Genomic DNA, 22,774 nt, shown 5'->3' with positions numbered 1-22,774 from the left:
TGCTAATTAATAAGGAAGAACGAGATGAAGAGGACCATCGTTATCGGCGCCGGGTTAGGCGGCATGTCCGCCTGCTACGAACTGCGACAAAAACTGCCTGCTGACCATGAAGTCATGTTGATCAACGAAGGCTCTGAATTTCACTTTATTCCGTCCAATCCCTGGGTCGCATTGGGAGAACGGACCAAAGAGCAGGTGATTCTCGAACTGAGCCCCTACGTAGACAAATTCGGCATTCCCTTCAACACGTCCGGGGTCACCGCCATCGACGCCCAAGCGCACTCACTGAGTACTGGAGATGGTCAGCAGTATCGCTACGACTACCTTGTCATTTGCAGCGGTCCGAAACTGGCATTTGAAGCGGTACCGGGATCAGGGCCGGAGAACGGCTACACCCAATCGATCTGCACGGTTGATCACGCGGTGAAAGCTTACCAAGCTCTACAGCAACTGGTCGACAATCCGGGACCGGTCATCGTTGGCGCCATGCAGGGTGCAAGCTGTTTTGGCCCCGCCTACGAGTACATTTTGTCGCTCGAAAGCCATCTGCGTAAACTCAGAATCCGCGATAAAGTGCCTATGACGTTTGTCACCAGCGAGCCCTATATCGGCCACATGGGCCTGGGTGGCGTGGGGGACTCCAAAGCGCTGATGGAACATGAATTCCGTGAACGCGGTATCAAATGGATTTGCAATGCTCGCGTCACTCAATTTGAAGCAGACGTGGCACACATTGAAGAGCTCAATCGCAAAGCCGAAGTCGATTTCGAACATGCACTGCCCTTCAGCATGGCGATGTTCCTGCCTCCGTTTAAAGGCTCAGCGGCGATTGCGGCCGTACCTGACCTGTGTAACCCGAAAGGTTTTGTCATGACTGATGAATACCAGCGCAGCCCGGTGTACGACAATATTTTTGCCGCTGGCGTGTGTGTGGCTATTCCGCCTCTGGAGCAAACTCCCGTGCCGGTGGGTGCTCCCAAAACGGGTTTTATGATTGAATCGATGACCACGGCCATTGTGGAGAATATTCTCAGCTTGGAGCGCGGTGAAGCGATGCACACCAAGCCGACACTCAATGCGGTGTGTCTGGCAGATATGGGCGATAAAGGGGCAGCTTTTGTCGCATTGCCACAAAATCCTCCGCGCAACACGAACTGGACGGGGATGGGGCAATGGGTGCATTTGGCCAAAATTGCGTTTGAGAAATACTTTCTCTACAAAGTGAAGAAAGGCACCAGCGAGCCGATTTATGAGAAATACATAATGAAAGCAGCCGGCATTGAGCGCACCAAATAGCCGTTAGTGCTTACCTGCCCCGGCAGCAGACACAAAAAGGGGAGCATTATGCTCCCCTCAGTTTATCACTCGACTTAAGCCGATTTACGACGCCACCAACCTAAACCCAGTAGCAACCCCAACCCTGCCACGCTGAATGAGCCGCCGTAGATATTGAGCTCAACCACGGCTGGATCATGGTCAGAAGCGCGGAAATGGTCCTCATATTTCGGCAGATCGCCTTTGTATTCATCGTTGTAGTCAAACAGCGTCGATTCGCCGCCGTTGATGTGCCAGTCAATGGCATCGACGACACGCAGCTTCAGACTGTCGCTGACCAACAGATGATCGAGCGCGCCCACTTCGTCGTTGTACGAGTAGCTCCAGCTGTTGTCTTTGTGCGCCAGTTCCATCGCACTCAGGTAACCGAAACCTTGCGTGATCACCGCGCCGTCATCGCCAAACTGGGGTTGTTCACCAATCACGGTATTGCGCGCTGCCTTAATGACTTTGCCGTATTTCTCTGGCGTGTAGTCAGTCAGAACCAGCATCGGATCTTCCTTGCCGTACGAGTTCATGTCGCCAAGAATCACTTTGTGACCGTCGATTTTCGCCAACGCTTCACCCAGTGCCACCGCTCCGGCAACACGGAAGTTCTCACACGAACCCTGCAGATCGGCATCCGCGCCGCCCTGCCCGCCTTCACTGACCGGCGCCGCATCTTCCCAGCAAGCTGAACCTTTGGATTTAAGGTGGTTGACTGCAACGGTGATGGTCTCGTTCCCGCCTTTGACTTTAAAGGTCGGCGCCAGCGTATCACGCTGGTAGTTCTTACCATCTTCAATCACTTTGCCTTCCTCATTCAGCACTTCAGGTGCTTGCTGACTCGGCATTGGGATCACTCGGCTTTGCAGCAGTTTGACCACTTTGTCGCGATAAATTACGCCCGTGGTGATCGCGTCGCTGCCAACCGAATCTTTCTCATCGGTCTGACCATCCTGATTCGAATCCACAGCTACAAACTGGTAGCGTTTTTTCTTGTCATCGATACGTTCATTGAGTTGATCGACCAGTTGGCGAATCGCCGCACCATCACCAAAACCGTTGTTCTCAATTTCCATCAAGCCGACGATGTCCGCATCCAGACGCAAAATCGCATTGACGATCTTCGCCTGCTGCATCGAGAACTCAGTAAAGTTGCTGGCACCGCGGTTATCACCGTGCTGATTCGCGTCACCACCATAAGGAGAATTGAAGTAGTTGAGGACGTTAAACGACGCGATGCGCAAATCCCCTTCGTACATCTTAGGTTTTGCGGTACGCGGATCGTTGTGGACCAGATTGTCCTGGCTGATGGTGTTGGTCACCACCAGACGGTATTCGCCGTAGCTGTAGGTCACCACGCCTTCCACATCGAACAGCGTATCATCCACACGAATGTAGTCTTCCGTTGAGCCATCCTGATCGATATCGCTGCGGCCAAATTGCGGGTAGTAAGGGATCTGACCATCACCCGCTTTGGCATCCGATTCGACAAACAGTCGGCGCTGAGCGTTGTCGAGGCTCTGTTGCTGAGCCTGTTCGGAACCTGCCGGGAACAACTGGTTCGGCTGCATGTTCACACGCCCTTGGGCGAGCACCATATTGTTGCGGCGCGCATCGTAATCGTAACCAAAGGTGCGGGTGACACGCATATCCAGCGCTTTAGGCAGCGTCACCAACATGCCTTCGTAGCGTTCCATGGTTTGGGCAAAGTGCTCGTCGCTGCCCAAAATGGTGACCTCGTGTGCGGTCGGTGCGGCTTGTTCGGACAATTTTTCCCACTGATTGTTCTCTACTTTCAGTTGGGTCAGATTGTAGTACTCCTGCACTTTACCGCGGGTACACACGACATCCCCCGGCTGAAGATCGCTCGACGACTGACCGGTAAACACAAACAGCCCTTCTGAAGTCAACGGATTGTTATCATCGTCCAACGCTTGCAGATAGAACCCTTTGGTCAGGCCACCCGTCACCGCACTGACCACCCCTTTCACCGTGTATTCGTCGTCGGTGATGTACGGATAACCGTTGATAAACGGTGACGTATCGCCCTCGCCCTGAATATCCTGAATAGAGGTAAAGGTTGGCTCGTTGCCATCCTGATTACAGGTGAACGCCTCAGGCAGCTCTGTATCAAGCGAACCCAAACCGTCGATGACATTGGCATCCCACACCATCCACTGCTGTGGCTGATACACCGCCGATGGCGTCAGCGCATCAGCTTGGCGCACCAGAGTGCGGTCTTTCCCGAAATCGGCGCCGCCCATGTCGCCAATGACATCATGCACGGAACCATCACTGTTAAGCAGCGCCACCGGGTCGTTGCCGTTAAAATTGATCACGCTGTTGTTGCTGATATCGGTGACCGCCTGAATGTCACTGTTGGCGCCGGAGTTAGACAGCACCAACACATCGTGTGCGGCGATCACTCGGCCGCTCAGCGGCAGGGTTTTATCCCAGCTGCCACTGCCGTTGGCCGACATTGCCAGCGAGTAGCCATCCAGACTGACCGACGCGTCGCCCGTGTTGGCGATCTCGATCGCTTTGTTGTAACTGCTGCCCTCAACGTATTGCGACAGCACAATCTCCGCGCGCGCTGGCGCACTGAGTCCCGCCGCAATGGCCAGCGCCAGTGCCGAAAAAGAAACTGAAAAAGTGGGTTGGGTATGCATGATTAGCCTCGTCATCCCTACGATGTAATCTAGGTATGAAGTTAAGTGCGATGTGTCACATTCATCACTGCAACACGGTTAAAAACATCAACCAGTGTTGTGCTTTTGACTGCAAAGACAAACCATTCACTATGCATATCGAGACATATCTCGCATTCTTATGATCAATGTTTGAACCGAACGCAAAGTTTCAACAGTTAACGTAAAAACTTAAATGAAGGTTAGATTAAACATTGATTACAAAGAGATTTCTTCAAGGCATAAAAAAGCCCCGGACAATGCCGGGGCTTTTTACATTCAGAGAAAGTTTACGGGCGAGCCACAAAACCAACGGCATCAAACACTTTCTTCAGGGTTTGCAGTGCACGCGCTGAGGCCTTCTCTGCGCCATCACGCATCACACTGTCGAGGTACGCGCGATCCGCACGCACGCGATGATATTCAGCTTGAACCGGTTCTAACATCGCCACCAGCGCTTCACCGACGTCTTTCTTAAACGGACCGTACATTTCCACGCCCGCGTATTGCGCTTCAATTTCGGCAAACGTTTTACCAGTAGCCGCTGCGTACAGCCCCATCAGGTTCGAGATGCCTGCCTTCGCTTCTACATCGTGTGCGATGCGTGGCGGCGTGTCTGTGTCTGTCTGGGCTTTGTTGATCTTCTTAATGATCGACTTCGGATCTTCCAGCAACGTGATCACGTTCTTGCGGTTGTCATCCGACTTCGACATTTTCTTGGTCGCATCTTGCAGGCTCATCACGCGTGCATTCACGGTCGGAATGTACGGCTCCGGCACTTCAAAGATTGGCGTTTCAGGACTGTAGATGTTGTTGAAACGGGTGGCGATATCGCGCGCCAACTCCAAGTGCTGCTTCTGGTCGCTGCCTACAGGCACTTGGTGCGCGCCGTACAACAGAATATCCGCAGCCATCAGAACCGGGTAGTCAAACAGACCGGCGTTTACATCGTTCGCGTAACGCGCAGACTTGTCCTTAAACTGAGTCATGCGGCTCAGTTCGCCCATTTGTGTGTAACAGTTAAGAACCCAACCCAATTGAGCATGCTCTGGTACATGTGACTGAACAAATAGCGTGCTCTTTTTCGGATCAACACCAACGGCCAGACAGATTGCCAATGCATCCAGTGTTGCTTCATGCAGCGCTTTCGGATCCTGACGAACCGTGATCGCATGCAAATCCACTACACAGTAGTGACAATCATAGTCGTCTTGCATCTGTTGCCATTGACGTAGAGCACCCAAGTAGTTACCGATACTTAGTTCACCTGACGGTTGAACACCACTCAATACGATGGGTTTGCTCATGAGTATGATTTCCTTGTTACTTAATATGAGATAAGACAGAACAAATCTGTGAAAAAGGCGCGCCCAGACCACTCTGAGCGCGCTTTTATTTGAAAAACATCAAACCAGCAGTGTACTCATTAACGAGTATTTTGCCAGCGAAGATTGCGGTCTTTTACGCAGAAACGAGCACAACATCGAGCAATTGCGCAATGTTATCCGCCACCACATCCGGCTCAGACACAGCGATTGGCTCACCGTGGTTGTAACCGTAAGTCAGACCGAACGACGCACAGCCGGCATTTTTCGCAGCCAGAATGTCGTTCTTGGAATCACCGACCATCAGCATTTCGCTGGCGCTCAGCTGGTGTTTGTCCAGCAGCCAGTTCAGTGCCATCGGATCCGGCTTCTTGTTCGGGAAGGTATCGCCGCCAATCACGTCACTGAAGTAGCCATCAATACCATGCTGAGCCAGCACGTGCGGCACAAACTTCGACGGTTTATTGGTCACCAGCGCCAGAGTGAAACCCGCGCGGTGCAGCTGCGCCAGCGTCTCTTTAACATTGGCGTAAAGGTGGCTCAGCTTGTGGCCAGTCTGCTCATAGAAATCATCAAACAGCACGCGCGCTTTGCTGCGCACTTCGTCGCTCAGTGACGGGTCAATCGTCAGGCTCTGGCTCAGAGAGCGGGCAATCAGCACATCGGCACCATTACCGACATAATCGCGCACCTGCAGTTCAGTCACGCCAGGGAATCCCATCGCGCGCACCGCTTGATCGGCGGCAACCGCCAAGTCTGGCACGCTGTCGAGTAACGTGCCGTCGAGATCAAAAGCGATCAACTTAATTTGGTTCAAAACAATCTTCCTAAGGCTTTTTAATTGTAATCGGTTGTTATTCTACGCGAGCCAGCTCTGCACGCATCGCGTCCACGACCGCTTTGTAATCTGGCTGACCGAAAATCGCCGAACCAGCCACGAACATATCCGCACCGGCTGCCGCGATTTCGCGAATGTTGTCCACTTTCACACCGCCGTCGATTTCCAGACGAATATCACGGCCGCTGTCATCAATCAGTTTGCGCACCGCACGCAGTTTATCCAGCGTATGCGGAATGAATGACTGACCGCCAAAACCCGGGTTGACCGACATCAGCAGAATCATATCCACTTTGTCCATGATGTAATCCAGATGGCTGAGTGACGTTGCCGGGTTAAGCACTACGCCCGCTTTACAGCCGTGCTCTTTGATCAGTTGCAGTGTACGGTCAACGTGCTCAGACGCTTCAACATGGAAAGTGATCATCGAAGCGCCGGCTTTAGCGAAATCAGGAATGATGCGATCGACCGGTTTGACCATCAAGTGAACGTCAATCGGTGCGGTAATGCCATAATCACGCAGCGCTTTACAAATGGGCGCGCCAAACGTCAGGTTAGGTACGTAGTGGTTGTCCATCACGTCAAAGTGAACCACGTCGGCACCCGCCGCCAGGACTTTTTCGACGTCTTCCCCGAGACGGGCAAAATCTGCAGAGAGAATGGATGGAGCAATGAGAAAATCTTTCATACCTGACCTCTTAGGCGATGGAATGCAGTGAACAGTTTATGTTCGACATTCTACCTAAGGGAGCGGAGAGATCCTAGCGCCAAGGGCCAAGCCAGCAGGCAAATCTGCACATTCGGCGCCAGTTATTACAAATCCTGTTGAGCCGGGCTGAACAGCGCCAGCAGTTCGTCCACCTTGTTGCGACCCGCGCCGTTGCGGCTGATGGTACGCTTCACTTTCACCACATTGAGCTGCGCGCCATGGTACAAACGGCGGGTCAGAATGGTGTCGTGGTTGGAAATCAGCACCGGAATGCCGCGTTCTGTCGCGGTTTTTTCGGCGATATCGGCCAACGCTGCCTGGTCATCAAGTGTAAAGCCATTGCCCGCGTAAGACGTAAAATTGGCCGTCGATGACAGCGGCGCGTACGGGGGATCGCAATACACCACGCTGCTGGCTGCCGCGCGGCGAAACGTCTCGTCGTAACCAGCACAGATAAAGGTCGCGCGCTGCGCTTTTTCGGCAAAGAATTCCAGTTCTGCTTGCGGAAAATAAGGTTTTTTGTATGAACCAAACGGCACATTGAAACCGCCTTTTTTGTTGTAACGGCACAAGCCGTTAAAGCCAAAACGGTTCATATACAGAAAGGCCAGTGAGCGGTACATGATATCGTCCGTCTGATTAAACTGCTGACGAATCGACAGGTACGCTTCTTTGCGATTGTTTTCCGGCGTAAACCAGCGCTTGGCTTCGTCGATGTAATCGCTTGGACGCTCTTTAAGCAGATTGTAGAGATTGATCAGATCCGGATTGATATCCGCTAGCAGGTAATGCTTAAACTCGGTGTTGAGGAAGATAGACCCAGCGCCGACAAACGGTTCAACCAGTTCATCAGCCGGTGGCAGGTGGCGTTGAATGTCTTCGACGAGGCCAAACTTTCCCCCCGCCCATTTCAGAAAGGCACGCTGCTTTTTCATCTACTGCTCTAATCAATCACCGAAAAAATAAGGCTGCGGAATGTAACACATTTTGAGGCCAGACCCAACGTAAATGGCACCTAACGACGCAGCCTTACTGGCCACGCTCAATTTCCCGGTGTACCTGACTGAGCGATTTGGCCCATGGCCCCATCGCCTGCAACGATTTCGGCAGCGTTTCCACCGCATCGCGCGCCATCTGAATGGTTGGGTAGTTATTGTAGGTAATGATGTACCACTCGACATCGTTGCGCAGTGTCGGGTAGACATTCACTTTACCTTGCAACTGATGACGTTCGATGAACGTCTGCACTTCGGCCAGCGAGTTGACCGCCGCCAGTTGCAACGTGTAGCTGCGTGGCGACATCGCTTTCAGCTCTTCACGGCCAAAAGAGAAAGTAATCTTGGTTTGCGGTGGCGTTTGCTCTGCTGCGGCTGGTTGTTCTACCGCCGGTGGTGATGCCGGTTGCGCCGCTTGTACTGTTTCTGCGGCCACTTCTGGTTGTGCGTCAACTTGAGGCGCCGCTGCCACGACCTTATCGATCGCTGAGGTATCGGCGGCCTGCGGTTTGCCTTCCAGCAACGCATCAACAACATCAGAGGTGATCACGACACGCTGCTGAGTACTGTCTGCCTGACCCACACCTTCGGTGGACTCTTTCACATCCGGTGGCAAGGCAGAAGAATCGTCTTCTAACTGCGCGGGCTGAGTATCGCTCTCTGCCAGCACTGAATCCATTTTGGTTGACGAACCGGAAGCCGTGTTGAGCGTGGGAATCGCCGTTTGTTCCTGATTTTGCGCCAGTTGCTGCGCTTTGTCGTCCGGTGATGGCTGCGACAGCATCCACCAGTAACCACCGCCAATCAGCAGTAACAGAATCAGCACCAGCAGCGTAATCTTCAACGGCGAACCGATGATGGAACGAATCACAATACGTTTTTCCATTTTCTGATCTGCGAGTGCCATAATCTCTCCCGGTAACGGCTGCACTTTTTTGTAGGCCTGACGAACCTGACGTTCCATATCGTCTTCAACATAACGCATGACGCGCTGCTCAAACAGCCTGTCACACTCATCTTGTGAGAGCGCCTCAATTTCGAGGTCAATCGGTTTGAGTTCCTGACCATAGCTCAGACGAGTCAGCAGAGCGTCCAGACTGTTGGACTGCGCAAACAGCACAACGTTCACTGTCCAGCGCGGGTTGCTCTGCGCTTCCAGCACCCACATCCACAATTCTGAAATCATCGTGTCCGTGAGCAGATGAGCGTCGTCGACCACCACCACGATATCGCAGCTGCTGTCTTCAAACAGGCGGGAAAAGCTTTCGACCAGGGAGTCTTTAGGATTGAACAGCGGTTCCGACACCAGCTGGGTCAGCAACGTGGTGCGGCGCTGCTCGTCATCCTGATTCGGATGGCACATCAATAGCGACTGGTTTTTGTCGTCTGCCCAATGTTCCAGATAACGTTGGGCCAGCCAGGATTTACCCGCACCCAGCGGACCGACCACATTGACGAAGTTGGAACCAAAACGGGTCAGCAGCTGCAAGCGTTCAAGCAGCTCCACCTGGGAATCCAACGTCAACTCATGTGCCAAACTCATGAAGATTCCTAATGACAGTCAGTAGTCATACTGAAAAAGTTCGAATTACACCGTACGGCAGTAGTCGATGGCTTGTTCAATCACCGCTTCAGGTACCCCTTTGACCACGTCGGATGTACCGATACTGGTCGGTAATACCAAGCGTAGCTCACCTGCCAACACTTTTTTGTCGCGCATCATGTGTTTCATGAAATCGTCGAACGACATGCTGTCCGGTGTATGAACCGGAAGGTTGGCTTTTTGCAAAATCGCCTGAATGCGATCCAGTTGCTCTTGAGAGATAAGCCCTTGAAGCTGAGCGGTTTTTGCCGCCATCACCGTACCTGCTGCCACGGCTTCACCGTGTAGCCAGTTACCATACCCCAGTTCTGCTTCGATCGCATGACCAAATGTATGACCCAGGTTCAACAACGCGCGAATACCCGACTCTTTTTCATCCTGCGCCACCACTTCCGCTTTGATCTGGCAGCAGCGGGCAATCGCATAGGAGAGTGCCTGTTCATCCAGCGCATAGAGTGATTCCATGTTCTGTTCCAGCCAGACAAAGAAGTCGTAATCATAAATGATGCCGTATTTGATCACTTCCGCCATTCCCGCCGCAAATTCACGCGCAGGCAGTGTCGACAAACAGTTGGTATCAATGATAACCGCTTTAGGTTGGTAGAAAGCACCAATCATGTTTTTGCCCAGTGGATGGTTCACCGCGGTTTTACCACCAACGGAAGAGTCCACTTGCGAAAGCAGTGTAGTGGGAATCTGAATAAAATCGACACCGCGTTGATAGCAGGCAGCTGCAAAGCCAACCAAGTCGCCAATCACGCCACCACCGAGAGCCACAATCACCACATCGCGGCTGTAGTTGTGCTCAAGCAGATAGCTCATAACGGTATTGAAGGTATCGAGGCTTTTGTATTGCTCGCCATCCGGCAGTTCTAACACTGCAGACTGACAGCCTTTTTGATCGAGCAGAGCCGTGATTTTACCAGCATACAGCGGAGCCACTGTATGGTTGGTGATGATCAGAACTTTTTGTTTTGCGGATAAAGAAAGAAGAGCCGGATCATTGAATAATCCGGCACCAATTGAGATTGGGTAGCTACGCTCATCTAAACTGACCGTAATCCGTTCCATGGTTCGTACTCCAGGTAAAAGAACAACTTAATGTTCTTCTAGCATTTTTACGATCTGGTTGGCTACCACTTTTGCACTTTGATCGTCGGTACGTACCGTAATATCTGCAATTTCTTCGTACAGAGGGTTGCGCTCACCCGCTAGGGTTTCAAGAACTTCGCGCGGATTATCAGTTTGCAGCAACGGGCGTTTCTTGTCGCGGTTAGTGCGCGCCAGTTGTTTTTCAATCGTCGTCTCAAGGTAAACAACAATGCCACGTGCAGAAAGACGGTTGCGGTTCTCTTTACTCTTTACGGAACCACCACCTGTGGCAAGAACAATACCTTGCTCTTCAGTGAGATCGTTAATCACAGCTTCTTCGCGTTTGCGGAAGCCTTCCTCACCTTCGACATCGAATACCCATGCGATATCGGCACCTGTGCGTTCTTCAATCACTGTATCAGAGTCGACAAACTCCATATGCAGTTGTTGAGCAAGGTGTCTACCAATTGTGCTTTTGCCGGCGCCCATTGGGCCAACAAGGAAAATATTGCGTTTTTCAGCCATGTTTAGCAGTAATTTACAACGTTAATTCAATGACATCGCCACAAGGTTGCGCCAGACAGCAGTCAGCGATAGGAATGCTTGTGGCACCTATTCCTCACAGATATTTCGTGATAAGACCCGAAATTATCTAGATCTGGTGCCACTAATGCAACTTTAATTTTCTTTGGCTGACAAGAATGACGATAAGTTACTGAATCACAACTTTCGGTGTTACGAAGATCAGCAGCTCACTTTTGCCCATTTGTTCGTAGCTGCGACGGAACAGCGCGCCTAACACGGGCAAGTCCCCCAGCAGCGGCACCTTGTCGACTGAATTCGTAATACTGTGCTGGAAAATGCCGCCCAGAACCACGGTTTCACCGTTGTTGACCAGCACCTGTGTACCAATACGCTGCGTGTTGATCGCCACCGCCTCGCCAGTGCCGGTTTTCACCACTTCACCCGGCCGATCCTGAGTGACGCTCAAATCCAGCACCAGACGGTTATCGGGGGTGATTTGTGGCGTCACTTTGAGGCTGAGTACTGCCTTCTTGAAGGCCACACTGGTGGCGCCACTGGATGAGGATTCCAGGTACGGAATCTCAGTACCCTGCTCAATATACGCCGGCTGCTTGTTGGTCGTGATCAGTCTCGGACTGGAGATGATTTCCGCTTTTGACTCGCGTTGCATGGCTGACAGTTCAAGATCGAGCAAGGTATCGGCGCCGAGCTTGGCGACCTGAAACGCAATGCTGGACGCATTGGCTGAGGTGGCTGCGAGGTTAACATTGAGGAAATCATCAATCGCAACGCCATCACCAGAACCGCCACTATTATTACCGCCATCGTACAAACCAATTGCCCCCAGATTGCTTTCAATCGAGCCACCCGTGGTCGTGCTGCCATTGGTGGAGCTAAAACCCCAGCGCACACCCAGTTCATCCAAGTTACCTTCATTGACCGTCACAATACGCGCTTCAATCTGTACTTGCTTGACCGGAATATCGAGCGATGCCACGATATCGCGAATCACAGCAATGTTCTCCGGCAGTTCACGAATCAGCAGCGCATTGGTGCGTTCATCAATGCTGATCGAGCCACGCTCCGACAACATATTGACCGCCCCATCGCCGCCAATCATCTGCGCAATGTCAGACGCTTTGGCAAAGTTGATGATGAGAATATCCGATTGCAGATCGCCGAGTTCTTCCGCCATGCGGGCTTTTTCCAACTGCTGCTTTTCACGCAGATCCAGCTCTTCTTTGGGCGCCACCAGAATCACATTGCCGTCGACGCGCTTATCCAGACCTTTGACTTGCAGAATAATGTCCAGCACCTGCTGCCAGGGCACGCCATCAAGGCGCAGCGTCAGGTTGCCGCGCACTGAATCGGAAACCACCAGATTGAACTCATTGTAGTCTGCGATCAACTGCAGCACATTGCGCACCGGAATATCCTGAAAGTTAATCGAAATCAGCTTGCCTTCTTTTTCTAGTACGCTTTTGGGTTTGGCTTTCTCCTCGGCTTTTAGCTTGCGGATCACCACTTCCAGATAGTTACCCTTCAGACTGTAATCATAATTGAACTCCCCCTGCACCGTTGCGACCAACAAGGTGCTGGGCTGCTGGCGGAACACTTCGATGTTTTCCACGGCGGTGGCAAAGTCGCGCACATCGAGCAGGTAGAGTTTGTCGTCGCTGACATCGGTTTTCAGCAGTTCGATATTCAGGCCTTGCTCGGTTTTCTGCACATCCACCACGGCCGAGGCGGAAGCCAGTTCGACAATCAGTACCGCCGCTTTGTCTTTGTTGATGCGAAAATCGATATTCTTCAGCTGATTGGCCGCCGCCTCCTGAGCAAGTGTGGCGGCAGATAACAGCAGGCATACGCCCACAAACAGACAACGTATTCCCCACGCCGTGGAGGCATTTAGTCCTTTAATCATAGTTATGTCTCTAAACTCAAAATTTTATTTCAAAGCCAATTTAACGTTGCGTTGATTCCAACATCCCAATCCATCCGGCAGGGTTTCTTTGATCAGCAGATAATCGTCTGCCACGCGGGTCACTCGACCGTTGTTCAATCCCAGGTACTGTCCTGCTTTAATTTTCATTACCGAACCTTGCGGCGTTTGAATCAACGCGGAGACAGAGCCACCACTGCTCATGACACCTCGTAAACGCAGTTGACTGAGAGGGTAACGCTCCAGCGAACCACTTTTGGCGCGCGGTGAAGGTTGCCAGCAATCCGATTTCATTCGCGGCTGGTTTTGCACCAGCGCTTCCTGAGGCAAGACAAACGGCTCACGCTGATGATGTTGGGCATAATGAAACACGTCGAACTGAACTACCGGAGCCAGTGTCGCCACTTCACGCTGCGCCTGCTGTTCGACGTGTTTAACGTAATCGGATAGCGATTCCTGATTGGCTTTACAACCACTGAGCAGTAGTGCTCCTAACAGCCAGCAGCGCTTATTTTTCATCGCTCACCTCCGGTTTGAACTGATAGGTGTAAGCGCGGACGCGAAAGTGCAGCGTGCTGCTCTCCTGACTGACGCGCTGCCAATCGACATCGTCAAAGTTGATGATGCGTGGCAAGCGCGCAATCGCTTCGGAAAAGTCGCCGATGTTGTGATAATTGCCGGTCAGTTCGATATTGAGTGGCAGACGATAGAGGAATTCCTGATTCTGCTTCTCCCCCCAGTCAATCCGCGTGAACGTCAGCGTATTTTCCAGCCCCAGCTCGTTAACCGACGCCAGCATACTGGCAAGCTCTTTTTGCACCGGCAGTTGACGCAGCAGGAAGTCATACCGTTCTGCCAGTTCATCCAGTTGGGTTTTGAGTTTGGGTAACGTGGCCACTTTGCTGGCTTTGATACGTATCGTCGATTTGAGCGTTTGTTCCTGCTGTTTTAAACCTTCGAGCGCATCCTGCTTGGGCAACATATATAACCAATAGCCCGCACCTTGCAGCGCCAGAACCAGCAGTAACAACACGGCCAGCTGAGGCAACAAAGGCCATTCAGCGATTTCATCCAGTTCCAGTTCCTGCAAGTTAGCCATGTTTCTCTCCTGTCACGATGGCGAGCGGTTTATGAGCTGACGCATGAAACAGAAATGACACCTTAAAGCTCTGAAATTGTTTACCAAAACGTCGATTACCTGACACGATCGAATGCATACCGACCTCAGACAGTTGGGTCGATTTTTCCAGATTGTCGAGCATGGTGGCGAGTCGGGCAGTACTGTCACTGATGCCGCTGATTTCAATTTCTTCGCCGTTCATTTTGATCTTGTCGACGTAGACACCTTCCGGAATCAGTTGCGGCATCAGGTTCATGAACTCTGTGGTCTTATTGCGCTTTTGCTGTAACGATTCGACGATATTGAGCCGGGTCAGCAGCGCTTTATGTTCTTGCTCGGTCACTTTCAGCTCGGCAATCTGCGCATCCAGTTGGTGAATGTGCTGATTGAGAAATGCCAGTCGCTGCTGCTGAGCCTGAGTTTGCTGATCGAGATAAAAGCCAGCGCCCCACTGCACGCCCAATGCCACCATCAACGCGAGCACGCACAGTCCGACGAAGCGGCGTTTGTGCGCCTCGCGCTGCGCTTCACGCCAGGGAATAAGGTTAATGTTATCCAGCATGGCCGTTCTCCAGCCAATTCAGGCCGCGCAGCGCCAAGCCGGCCGCAGTACTGAAACGCTGCAAATCAGCCTGAGGCTGGCGGCGTAGCGATGCGCGGCAAGTAAACTCCGCCAGAGGGTTAAACAGCTCGCAAGACAGAGCCAGACGTTCGCTAATCGCCTGCGCCAAACCTTCCGTTGCCGCGCCGCCACCGGATAGCCAGATACCGGCCAGCGGTTGATGGCCTTGCAGAGAAAGAAACAGCTGGATCTGGCGCGCCAGACGATCAACCAACTCCTGAATGAAGTGTGCTTGCGGGCTGGTAAGGTCAGCGTTACCACCGGAGGTCGCCGCAACTAGTTGGCGGGTTCCCAACGGAATGTCTTTGTAAAACGGCGTTTTATCGGCAAAGTCGATGCACAATGAGGTTTGGCTGAACCCGACATCGACCAGCATCCAATCGGTGCGTTGCTGAGCACGGCTGACCCATTGCCAGATATTGAGCAGGCCGTGAATCTGCATATCAAACAGCAGCGGCTCAAAACCCGCTTTGCTCATCGCAGACAAACGGTTGTCGATCACTTCACGTCGGGTTGCATAGACCTGATACGTCAACGAACTGCTGCGCCCCAGTGTTTTTTCTCCGGTGACAACGAAATCCAGGCTCAACTCTTCGATGGGTAGCGGAGATTGATGGGAAAAAGCCTGATAGACCGCGAACTCTTGTTCGCTGGCATCCAGTTCGCTATCTATCTGTAATACCTTACTTATTACTGCGTTGTCCGGTACAGCCAGCGCCACTTTACGACTAAATAGCGGTAATCCCTTTTTTAGTTCTTTGAGTTTCTTTACAATTTTCTGATAATTCAGCGTGTGGTTATCAGCGAAAATATCCTCGGATACGACTATCTCTTGGTAACCGACCAGCGAATACGATTCGCCTTTCGGTTTTAAAACCACCGCTTTAATACTGTGGTGGCCAATATCGACACCTGTAACTAATGATTTACCCATGCCATTTACTCCGGTGACTACACTCAGTGGCGCGCATTTATTTATTTGAAAAATAGTCACGCTACATTTTTAAGTGCTGCGTTTTTAGTCTAGAGTACAAGGGTTTGCATTAGGGCAGCCTCTACTAAACAGGGATTCTCCGGTGAAGTTCATAAAGCGTTTATTAGTATTTTCATTGATTTGCATTATTCTTGGAGTCACTACAATCTTTGGCTTCTACTTCTATGTGAAGTCTGATCTCCCAGATGTGGCAACGCTGCGCGACGTGCAGTTGCAGACGCCAATGCAGGTTTTCAGTCAGGACGGTAAACTGATTGCTCAGTTTGGGGAAAAGCGTCGTATTCCACTCAAACTGGATGAAATGCCGAAAGAGCTGATCGAAGCGGTCATCGCAACCGAAGACTCCCGTTTCTACGAACACTATGGTTTTGACCCGATTGGTATTACCCGTGCGGCGTTTGCGGTATTGGCGTCCGGTAGTGCTTCTCAGGGCGCGAGTACTATTACTCAGCAGCTCGCTCGTAACTTCTTCCTCTCGAACGAGAAGAAGATCATGCGTAAAATCAAAGAGATTTTCATCGCTGTCCACATCGAGCAACTGCTGACCAAAGACGAAATTCTTGAGCTTTACCTGAACAAGATCTACCTCGGCTACCGTTCATACGGGGTTGGCGCCGCAGCTCAGGCTTACTTCGGTAAAGAAGTGAAAGACCTGACGCTGGGTGAAATTGCGATGATTGCCGGCTTGCCAAAAGCGCCGTCGACCATGAACCCGATCTATTCTGTTGAGCGTGCGACCAACCGTCGTAATGTGGTTCTGCTGCGCATGCTGAACGAAAAATACATCACCCAAGAGCAGTACGATGTGGCGCGCAACGAGCCGATGGAGTCACGTTATCACGGTGCGGAAATCGAGCTTAACGCCCCGTATGTGGCGGAAATTGCCCGCGCGTGGATGATCGACCGCTACGGCGAAGATGCCTACACCTCCGGCATGAATGTCTATACCACGGTGGATTCAAAACTGCAGAAAGCGGCAAACAAAGCCGCGCTGGATAATCTGCTGGCGTACGATGAACGTCACGGTTTCCGCGGCGCGGAAAAAGAGCTGTGGAAATCAGGGCAAGCCGCCTGGGATGAAGACAAGATCGCTGACCACCTGAAAAACGAGCCGACTTACAACGACCTCTACCCAGCGGTGGTTCTGAAAGTCGACAGCAAATCAGCGCAAATATGGGTGAAGGGCTCGGGCCTGCAAACCATCGCTTGGGATGATATGAACTGGGCTCGTCGTTTCATTACTGATGAACGCCAGGGCCCACTACCAGGCACAGCGGATGACATTCTGGCTGTTGGCGAACAAATTTGGGTTCGACAGCTACACGAAGACGGCGCCGAGCAACAACACTGGAAACTGAGTCAGGTTCCGAATGCGCAAACAGCCTTTGTCGCCATGAATCCGGAAAATGGAGCCGTACTGGCGCTGGTTGGCGGTTTCAACTTTGTGCACAACAAATTTAACCGCGCGACCCAATCGGTACGTCAGGTGGGTTCAAGTATCAAACCGTTTATCTACTCAGCGGCATTGGAGAAAGGTCTGACGCTGGCGACGCTGATCAACGACGCGCCAATTAACCAGTGGGATGAAAGTCAAGGCACCGCATGGCGTCCGAAGAACTCGCCACCAACTTACGGCGGCCCGACTCGCGTACGCATCGGTCTGGCCCAGTCGAAAAACGTCATGGCGGTACGCGTGCTGCGTGAGGTCGGCCTTGACGATACCCGTCAATACCTGACTCGTTTTGGCTTTGAACTCGACAAACTGCCTCGTTCTGAAACTATTGCACTGGGCGCAGGCAGCCTGACCCCGGTCAAAATGGCGCAAGGTTATTCAGTCTTTGCTAACGGCGGCTACTATGTGGAACCGTTCTACATCAGCAAAGTTGAAGGTCCTTATGGCGACCTGGAATTCGAAGCCAGCCCGAAAGTCGTGTGTCACAGCGGTTGTGAGTCAAGACTGAGCAACGGCGTTGACGAGCAGGATGTGGATACTCCGTACGCACCAAAAGTGATCTCTGAACAGAACGCTTTCCTGGTTCGTCAGATGATGTACAGCAATATCTGGGGTGGCGGTGACTGGCGTGAAGGCACCGGCTGGAACGGTACTGGCTGGCGGGCACAGGCGCTCAAGCGCCGTGATATCGGTGGTAAAACTGGTACGACAAACGATTCGAAAGACGCATGGTACAACGGTTATGGCCCGGGTATTGTCGCCACCGCCTGGGTTGGTTTTGACGAGCACAGCCGCAACCTCGGCCACACTGTCCCTAACCCGGCGATTGAAGATGATGTCTCGGGTGCCGAAGCGGGTGCGAAAACCGCACAGCCAGCGTGGATTGAGTTCATGGGCTTAGCTTTGAACGGCGTGCCTTATCAGGAACAAAGTATTCCAGATAATATCGTCCGCGTTCGTATCGACCGTGATAGCGGCTTACTGACCAACAAGCTTGATTCCAGCTCCATGTTTGAGTACTTCATTGACGGAACTGAGCCAAAAGACTACGTGACGGAATCGACGACCAACAGTATCTACACCAGTGAAGACAACGAATCGCTGTTCTGATGGCAGAAAATAAAAAAGAGGCTGAATATTCAGCCTCTTTTTTTATGCGTAGCATCAGAGTCAGTGCACGGTTGCCATCAAGCAGTCACGCATCGCACTGGCCAGATTTTCAAATCGTTGACGCAGCGGAGAACCCGGGCGGTACACCAGCACCAAACGGCGCGACGGTACAGGGTTGACTGCTTTGATGTAACACACGCCATCTTTTTCTTTTTCCCCCGGCAGAGACAATTGCGGCAACAGCGTAATACCAGCACCCGCCGCGACCATATTACGCAGCGTTTCTAAACTGGTGGCTTTGAAACGTTCGTCATCTTTGGCGCCTGCGGCGAAGCAGAAACCCAGCGCCTGATCGCGCAGGCAGTGGCCGTCGCCAAGCGCCAGCACGGTTTTACCATTCAGTTCCAGCATGTCCACTTCGTCACGTCCGGCCCATTCATGGCCGCACGGCACTGCGATGCTCATCGGTTCGCTGAAAATCTCAATCTCTTTAAACGGCGCGGTCTCTTCCACCGATGCCAATACCAGACAATCCAGCTTACCCTCTTCCAGCTGGCGCACTAACTGGTGAGTCTGCGCTTCGTGCAGATACAGCTCCAGTTCCGGAAAACTCTCTTTCAGGGTCGGTACAATCCGCGGCAGCAGATAAGGCCCCAGAGTCGGAATAAAGCCAATATGCATCGGGCCAGTCATCGCGCCACTCTGACCGCTCGCCATATCTTTAAACGTTTTAACTTCCGTCAGAATCCGCTTGGCCTGATCCACCAGCTGCAAGCCCGCATCGGTAAACAGCACGCGGCGACTGCTACGCTCAAGCAACACGGTTCCCAGTTCGTCTTCCAGCTTACGAATTTGACCACTTAAGGTAGGCTGACTGACAAAGCAGGCCTCAGCGGCTTTACGAAAATGCTTGTGCTCAGCCAATGCCACCAAGTATTCAAAATCTCGAATGTTCATCTTGTACCTCGATAGAATGCACCTATCAAAACCATAACATCAAACGATTAGAGCTATCAAAGTTTTTCTTTAATAATAACCACAACTTTACGGAGACCACGCTCTCCCTTGAACCTCATTTCAAAACTTAAGAAGGAAAAACCATGTTTGCATCGAAAGAAGGCCAGGCTGTCCCACAAGTGACCTTTCCGGTTCGTCAGGGTGATACTTGGGTCAACGTGACCAGCGATGAGCTGTTCAAGGGTAAAACCGTGATCGTATTCAGCCTGCCGGGCGCTTTCACTCCAACCTGTTCATCCAGTCATCTGCCGCGCTACAACGAGCTGTTTCCGGTATTTAAAGATCACGGTGTAGACAGCATTCTGTGTTTGTCGGTCAACGACACCTTTGTAATGAATGCATGGAAACACGATCAGGAAGCGGAACACATTCAGTTTGTTCCTGATGGTAACGGTGAGTTTACCGATGGCATGGGCATGTTGGTCGATAAAAAAGAACTCGGCTTTGGCAAACGTTCATGGCGCTATAGCATGCTGGTCAAAGATGGCATCGTTGAGAAAATGTTCATCGAACCGAATGAGCCAGGCGACCCATTCAAAGTATCGGACGCCGATACCATGCTCAGTTATCTGGCCCCGGACTTCAAAACGCAGGAGTCAATTACCGTCTTCACCAAACCCGGTTGCCCGTTCTGTGCCAAAGCCAAACAAAACCTGATTGACGCCGGTCTGCAATACGAAGAAGTGATTCTGGGCAAAGATGCCACCAGCGTGAGCCTGCGCGCTATTACCGGCCGTACCACAGTGCCGCAAGTTTTCATCGGTGGACGCCACATTGGTGGCAGTGAAGAGTTAGAAGCGCACTTGCTCAACCGCTAATTTCATGCCGATAGCCCCTTCGTTCAGGGGCTTTTTTTCGTCTGCATCGGGATGATTTCGCTTTGCCGCTCTGCTTACGTATACTGAGTGCGGTGTCGTATCAGAAAATATCAAAGTGAGGCGATTCGATGGCGTGTAATGATTGCCGCGAAAACTGGTTCTGGAAAAAAATTGGCCGCTGTCAGCGCTGCATGGATCAACTGACGACGCTGTCGGTCCTGTGTTGGGTGGTGTGGTACTTTGCATTCAAAGACGATCCGCGCAGCATTCAGTCGATCGCCTTGATCGTTGCCGGTTTTGCGTTTAACGCGTTGCTGTTTCTGCATCTGTGGATGAAGTATGTCATTCTGCCATGGCGCAAACGCCAAGGTAATGATAAGCCGGGTGAATAGCAGGCTAAAACTTTGATTTGGCGGGGCCAGAAAAGAAAAAAGCCCTAAAACGAATCTTGTTTCAGGGCTCTCTTAGATTCTTCTAAGAAAAAGCAGTGGTACAGTTATAGACCGAGCTTCCTCTCAATGGTTCCCCAAAAAATCGATCTTTTTTTGATCTTTTTGAGCAATAAAATCTAACTCTTTATATTCAATCGCTTATGCAACACTAGCCTTAATGATCAATTGATCATCCAGATTCACTTCCAGTGCCACTTCATCACACGCATGCTGACGCGGACACTGCTCGCAATCTTTCAGCACTTTCTCAGGCAGCAATGTTTTCGAAGTCGGAATGAAGTCCAGCTTCATAAAGAACTCTGGTGTACGCGTCAGCACAAACACTTTCTTGATCGCCATCTGACGGGCTTTCTTGACGAGATAATCGACAATCGCAGTGCCTTGACCTTGCCCCTGCCAGCCAGCTTCAACACCCAGTGAGCGAATCTCGGCTAAGCCGGAGTCATACACATAGAGTGACGCGCAACCGGTGATTTCACCATTATGTTCCGCAACGGCAAACGAACCGATATCGCGCACAATTTCATTACGTGAGCGCGGCAGGTTTTCCCCCATGTTAGCCCAGTAAGTGACCATGCCTTCCAACGTTTCAATGTCGGTCAGACGTGCAGGACGTACTTTCACCGATGACGCATCACGTTTGGACAGACGTTTCTCGGCCTGTTCCACCGCATACGCGACCTGATGTGGAGCCACGCCGCCGAGAGCGCTACGTTTTTCCAGACACGACTCAATGGTCAGAATCGCATACACATCATTTTCAATCACTGGTGAGAAGGCTTTCAACTCTTCCAGTGACAGCTCTTCCAGCGCGCAGCCTTTGGCAATGGCACCCACGACCGCAACCCCGACAATATGGTGCGCTTCACGGAAAGGAATGCCTTTCGCGACCAGATAGTCTGCCAGCTCAGTGGCGTTGGCATAACCTTGTTTCGCCGCTTCCAGCGTACGTGCACCGTTCACTTTGATGCCTTCAAAACACAGTGCCGCCATTTCCATACAATCGTTCCAGGTGTCGAGCGCGTCGAACAGACCTTCTTTGTCTTCCTGCATGTCTTTGTTGTACGCCAGTGGCAGCGCTTTAACGGTCATCATCATACCGGCCAGTGAGCCATACACACGGCCGGTCTTGCCACGAATCAGCTCCAGCGCATCCGGGTTTTTCTTTTGTGGCATCAGTGATGAACCAGAAGTGACGGTATCCGCCAGTTCAATAAAACCCGATTCACCTGAGTTGTAGAAGATCATGTCTTCAGCCAGACGTGACAGGTGCAGCATTGAAATTGACGCGGTGGTCATCAGTTCCATCACGTGGTCACGGTCCGATACGGAATCGAGCGAGTTACGGGTCGCACGACGAAAGCCGAGATTGTGTGCCAGTTTTTCACGGTCAATCGCATAAGCGGTCCCCGCCAGCGCGCCAGAGCCCAATGGGCAAGTATCCAGACGTTTGATGGCATCACTCAGACGTGAGTAGTCACGCTCAAACATTTCGACATACGCCAGACACCAGTGCGCAAATGTCACTGGCTGAGCGCGTTGCAGGTGAGTGTAGCCCGGCAGAACCGTGCCCTGATGTTCTTTGGCCACTTCCACCATTTTGTTTTGCAGGCGGTCCAGCGCGATCAGCAATTGCTGGCCCTGTTGACGACACCACAGTTTCAGGTCGGTGGCCACCTGGTCGTTACGCGAACGGCCAGTGTGCAGTTTTTTTCCTAAATCGCCGACTTTGCTGATCAGTTGCTGCTCAACCCAAGAGTGAATATCTTCCGCATCCGACAGCAGAATCTGTTCAGGATCTTCCATCACTTCCAGCTTGAGCTCATTGAGTGCCAGTTCCAGCTTTTGCTGCTCTTCTTCACTCAGGACATTCACTGACAGCAAAGCTTTAGACCAGGCTATTGAGCCGACAATATCCTGCTCAGCCAATCGGTAATCGAAGCGCAATGAATCATTAAAGTCTTTGAATCTTGTATCTGCCGCTTGGGTAAATCTTCCGCCCCATAATGCCATTGCGTGTCTCCTAATGCTCACTCGTCACTTGCTGTGCTAGTATAATATCCGACCTGAATCAGGCGATTTATTGTGTTTGTCAAAGTTACGGGAAGTTGAACAAAAAATAAAGTAAAAATTCATTTTTTAAACATAGTTA

At 51.7% G+C, this 22,774-nt stretch carries 19 protein-coding genes; 4 read left to right on the top strand and 15 right to left on the bottom strand.

The annotated features are described in order from the left end of the window. The first annotated feature begins 24 nt into the window (after positions 1 to 24). Positions 25 to 1,296: an FAD/NAD(P)-binding oxidoreductase gene (locus LGV68_RS15750; RefSeq protein ID WP_222755359.1), complete on the top strand. Its 1,272-nt coding sequence runs from the start codon at positions 25 to 27 to the stop codon at positions 1,294 to 1,296. A 74-nt stretch (positions 1,297 to 1,370) separates the two neighbouring features. Here LGV68_RS15750 and LGV68_RS15745 read toward each other — a convergent pair whose 3' ends face one another. The 13 genes from LGV68_RS15745 to pilM form a co-directional block, all read right to left on the bottom strand. Then, complete coding sequence (locus tag LGV68_RS15745; protein ID WP_252535658.1) at positions 1,371 to 3,989, bottom strand: ExeM/NucH family extracellular endonuclease; 2,619 nt, start codon at positions 3,987 to 3,989, stop codon at positions 1,371 to 1,373. 308 nt (positions 3,990 to 4,297) lie between these two features. Next, positions 4,298 to 5,314: a tryptophan--tRNA ligase gene (trpS, locus tag LGV68_RS15740; RefSeq protein ID WP_004728575.1), complete on the bottom strand. Its 1,017-nt coding sequence runs from the start codon at positions 5,312 to 5,314 to the stop codon at positions 4,298 to 4,300. 154 nt (positions 5,315 to 5,468) lie between these two features. Further along, positions 5,469 to 6,149, bottom strand: coding sequence for a phosphoglycolate phosphatase (locus LGV68_RS15735; RefSeq protein ID WP_020429281.1), 681 nt, complete (start codon positions 6,147 to 6,149; stop codon positions 5,469 to 5,471). 37 nt (positions 6,150 to 6,186) lie between these two features. Then, positions 6,187 to 6,858 carry a ribulose-phosphate 3-epimerase gene (gene rpe / locus LGV68_RS15730; RefSeq protein WP_020329451.1) on the bottom strand — a complete coding sequence of 224 codons (672 nt, stop codon included), beginning with the start codon at positions 6,856 to 6,858 and terminating at the stop codon, positions 6,187 to 6,189. A gap of 125 nt (positions 6,859 to 6,983) precedes the next feature. Next, on the bottom strand, positions 6,984 to 7,814 hold the full coding sequence (locus LGV68_RS15725; protein ID WP_020329450.1) for a Dam family site-specific DNA-(adenine-N6)-methyltransferase: 831 nt from the start codon (positions 7,812 to 7,814) through the stop codon (positions 6,984 to 6,986). Between the two features lie 94 nt (positions 7,815 to 7,908). Next, on the bottom strand, positions 7,909 to 9,417 hold the full coding sequence (locus LGV68_RS15720; RefSeq protein ID WP_252535657.1) for an AAA family ATPase: 1,509 nt from the start codon (positions 9,415 to 9,417) through the stop codon (positions 7,909 to 7,911). A 45-nt stretch (positions 9,418 to 9,462) separates the two neighbouring features. Continuing rightward, complete coding sequence (gene aroB, locus LGV68_RS15715; RefSeq protein WP_024374091.1) at positions 9,463 to 10,548, bottom strand: 3-dehydroquinate synthase; 1,086 nt, start codon at positions 10,546 to 10,548, stop codon at positions 9,463 to 9,465. A gap of 27 nt (positions 10,549 to 10,575) precedes the next feature. After that, complete coding sequence (aroK, locus tag LGV68_RS15710; RefSeq protein WP_004728569.1) at positions 10,576 to 11,094, bottom strand: shikimate kinase AroK; 519 nt, start codon at positions 11,092 to 11,094, stop codon at positions 10,576 to 10,578. Positions 11,095 to 11,281: 187 nt separating this feature from the next. Beyond that, positions 11,282 to 13,018, bottom strand: coding sequence for a type IV pilus secretin PilQ family protein (locus tag LGV68_RS15705; protein WP_024374092.1), 1,737 nt, complete (start codon positions 13,016 to 13,018; stop codon positions 11,282 to 11,284). 24 nt (positions 13,019 to 13,042) lie between these two features. After that, a complete protein-coding gene (locus tag LGV68_RS15700) occupies positions 13,043 to 13,555 on the bottom strand; it encodes a pilus assembly protein PilP (protein WP_020429290.1) in 513 nt (170 codons plus the stop codon). Beyond that, entirely contained in the window at positions 13,545 to 14,135 is a 591-nt protein-coding gene (pilO, locus tag LGV68_RS15695; protein ID WP_020429291.1) for a type 4a pilus biogenesis protein PilO, read from the bottom strand. Before pilO ends, LGV68_RS15700 begins: the two co-directional genes overlap by 11 nt. Beyond that, on the bottom strand, positions 14,128 to 14,718 hold the full coding sequence (locus LGV68_RS15690; protein WP_252535656.1) for a PilN domain-containing protein: 591 nt from the start codon (positions 14,716 to 14,718) through the stop codon (positions 14,128 to 14,130). Before LGV68_RS15690 ends, pilO begins: the two co-directional genes overlap by 8 nt. Beyond that, a complete protein-coding gene (gene pilM / locus LGV68_RS15685) occupies positions 14,708 to 15,712 on the bottom strand; it encodes a type IV pilus assembly protein PilM (RefSeq protein WP_252535655.1) in 1,005 nt (334 codons plus the stop codon). Before pilM ends, LGV68_RS15690 begins: the two co-directional genes overlap by 11 nt. A gap of 142 nt (positions 15,713 to 15,854) precedes the next feature. Here pilM and LGV68_RS15680 point away from each other — a divergent pair, with 142 nt between their 5' ends. Further along, positions 15,855 to 18,335 (top strand): PBP1A family penicillin-binding protein, encoded by a 2,481-nt coding sequence (locus tag LGV68_RS15680; RefSeq protein ID WP_252535654.1) that lies wholly within the window; start codon positions 15,855 to 15,857, stop codon positions 18,333 to 18,335. 60 nt (positions 18,336 to 18,395) lie between these two features. On the opposite strand, the gene oxyR is transcribed toward LGV68_RS15680, so the two are convergent. After that, entirely contained in the window at positions 18,396 to 19,292 is an 897-nt protein-coding gene (gene oxyR / locus LGV68_RS15675; protein WP_020329438.1) for a DNA-binding transcriptional regulator OxyR, read from the bottom strand. Positions 19,293 to 19,435: 143 nt separating this feature from the next. Between oxyR and LGV68_RS15670 the strand changes: the two genes are divergently transcribed. Next, complete coding sequence (locus tag LGV68_RS15670; RefSeq protein ID WP_020329437.1) at positions 19,436 to 20,170, top strand: glutathione peroxidase; 735 nt, start codon at positions 19,436 to 19,438, stop codon at positions 20,168 to 20,170. Between the two features lie 128 nt (positions 20,171 to 20,298). Next, positions 20,299 to 20,562: a DUF3624 domain-containing protein gene (locus LGV68_RS15665; protein WP_020429299.1), complete on the top strand. Its 264-nt coding sequence runs from the start codon at positions 20,299 to 20,301 to the stop codon at positions 20,560 to 20,562. A gap of 198 nt (positions 20,563 to 20,760) precedes the next feature. Here the strand turns inward: LGV68_RS15665 and argH are convergent, their stop codons facing one another. Then, complete coding sequence (gene argH / locus LGV68_RS15660; protein WP_020429301.1) at positions 20,761 to 22,635, bottom strand: argininosuccinate lyase; 1,875 nt, start codon at positions 22,633 to 22,635, stop codon at positions 20,761 to 20,763. Positions 22,636 to 22,774: the final 139 nt, after the last annotated feature.

The organism is Vibrio sp. LQ2 (genome assembly GCF_023920125.1).
Lineage (GTDB): Bacteria > Pseudomonadota > Gammaproteobacteria > Enterobacterales > Vibrionaceae > Vibrio > Vibrio fluvialis.
The sequence above is the reverse complement of the archived record's forward strand: the minus strand, read 5'-3'. Positions and strand labels throughout refer to the sequence as shown.

What these genes read in the sequence shown, in the direction of transcription:
- LGV68_RS15750 (WP_222755359.1), top strand. Translation starts at nt 25, where the DNA reads ATGAAGAGGACCATCGTTATCGGCGCCGGGTTAGGCGGCATGTCCGCC.
- LGV68_RS15745 (WP_252535658.1), bottom strand. Translation starts at nt 3,989, where the DNA reads ATGCATACCCAACCCACTTTTTCAGTTTCTTTTTCGGCACTGGCGCTG.
- trpS (WP_004728575.1), bottom strand. Translation starts at nt 5,314, where the DNA reads ATGAGCAAACCCATCGTATTGAGTGGTGTTCAACCGTCAGGTGAACTA.
- rpe (WP_020329451.1), bottom strand. Translation starts at nt 6,858, where the DNA reads ATGAAAGATTTTCTCATTGCTCCATCCATTCTCTCTGCAGATTTTGCC.
- LGV68_RS15725 (WP_020329450.1), bottom strand. Translation starts at nt 7,814, where the DNA reads ATGAAAAAGCAGCGTGCCTTTCTGAAATGGGCGGGGGGAAAGTTTGGC.
- LGV68_RS15720 (WP_252535657.1), bottom strand. Translation starts at nt 9,417, where the DNA reads ATGAGTTTGGCACATGAGTTGACGTTGGATTCCCAGGTGGAGCTGCTT.
- aroB (WP_024374091.1), bottom strand. Translation starts at nt 10,548, where the DNA reads ATGGAACGGATTACGGTCAGTTTAGATGAGCGTAGCTACCCAATCTCA.
- aroK (WP_004728569.1), bottom strand. Translation starts at nt 11,094, where the DNA reads ATGGCTGAAAAACGCAATATTTTCCTTGTTGGCCCAATGGGCGCCGGC.
- LGV68_RS15705 (WP_024374092.1), bottom strand. Translation starts at nt 13,018, where the DNA reads ATGATTAAAGGACTAAATGCCTCCACGGCGTGGGGAATACGTTGTCTG.
- LGV68_RS15700 (WP_020429290.1), bottom strand. Translation starts at nt 13,555, where the DNA reads ATGAAAAATAAGCGCTGCTGGCTGTTAGGAGCACTACTGCTCAGTGGT.
- pilO (WP_020429291.1), bottom strand. Translation starts at nt 14,135, where the DNA reads ATGGCTAACTTGCAGGAACTGGAACTGGATGAAATCGCTGAATGGCCT.
- LGV68_RS15690 (WP_252535656.1), bottom strand. Translation starts at nt 14,718, where the DNA reads ATGCTGGATAACATTAACCTTATTCCCTGGCGTGAAGCGCAGCGCGAG.
- pilM (WP_252535655.1), bottom strand. Translation starts at nt 15,712, where the DNA reads ATGGGTAAATCATTAGTTACAGGTGTCGATATTGGCCACCACAGTATT.
- oxyR (WP_020329438.1), bottom strand. Translation starts at nt 19,292, where the DNA reads ATGAACATTCGAGATTTTGAATACTTGGTGGCATTGGCTGAGCACAAG.
- LGV68_RS15670 (WP_020329437.1), top strand. Translation starts at nt 19,436, where the DNA reads ATGTTTGCATCGAAAGAAGGCCAGGCTGTCCCACAAGTGACCTTTCCG.
- LGV68_RS15665 (WP_020429299.1), top strand. Translation starts at nt 20,299, where the DNA reads ATGGCGTGTAATGATTGCCGCGAAAACTGGTTCTGGAAAAAAATTGGC.
- argH (WP_020429301.1), bottom strand. Translation starts at nt 22,635, where the DNA reads ATGGCATTATGGGGCGGAAGATTTACCCAAGCGGCAGATACAAGATTC.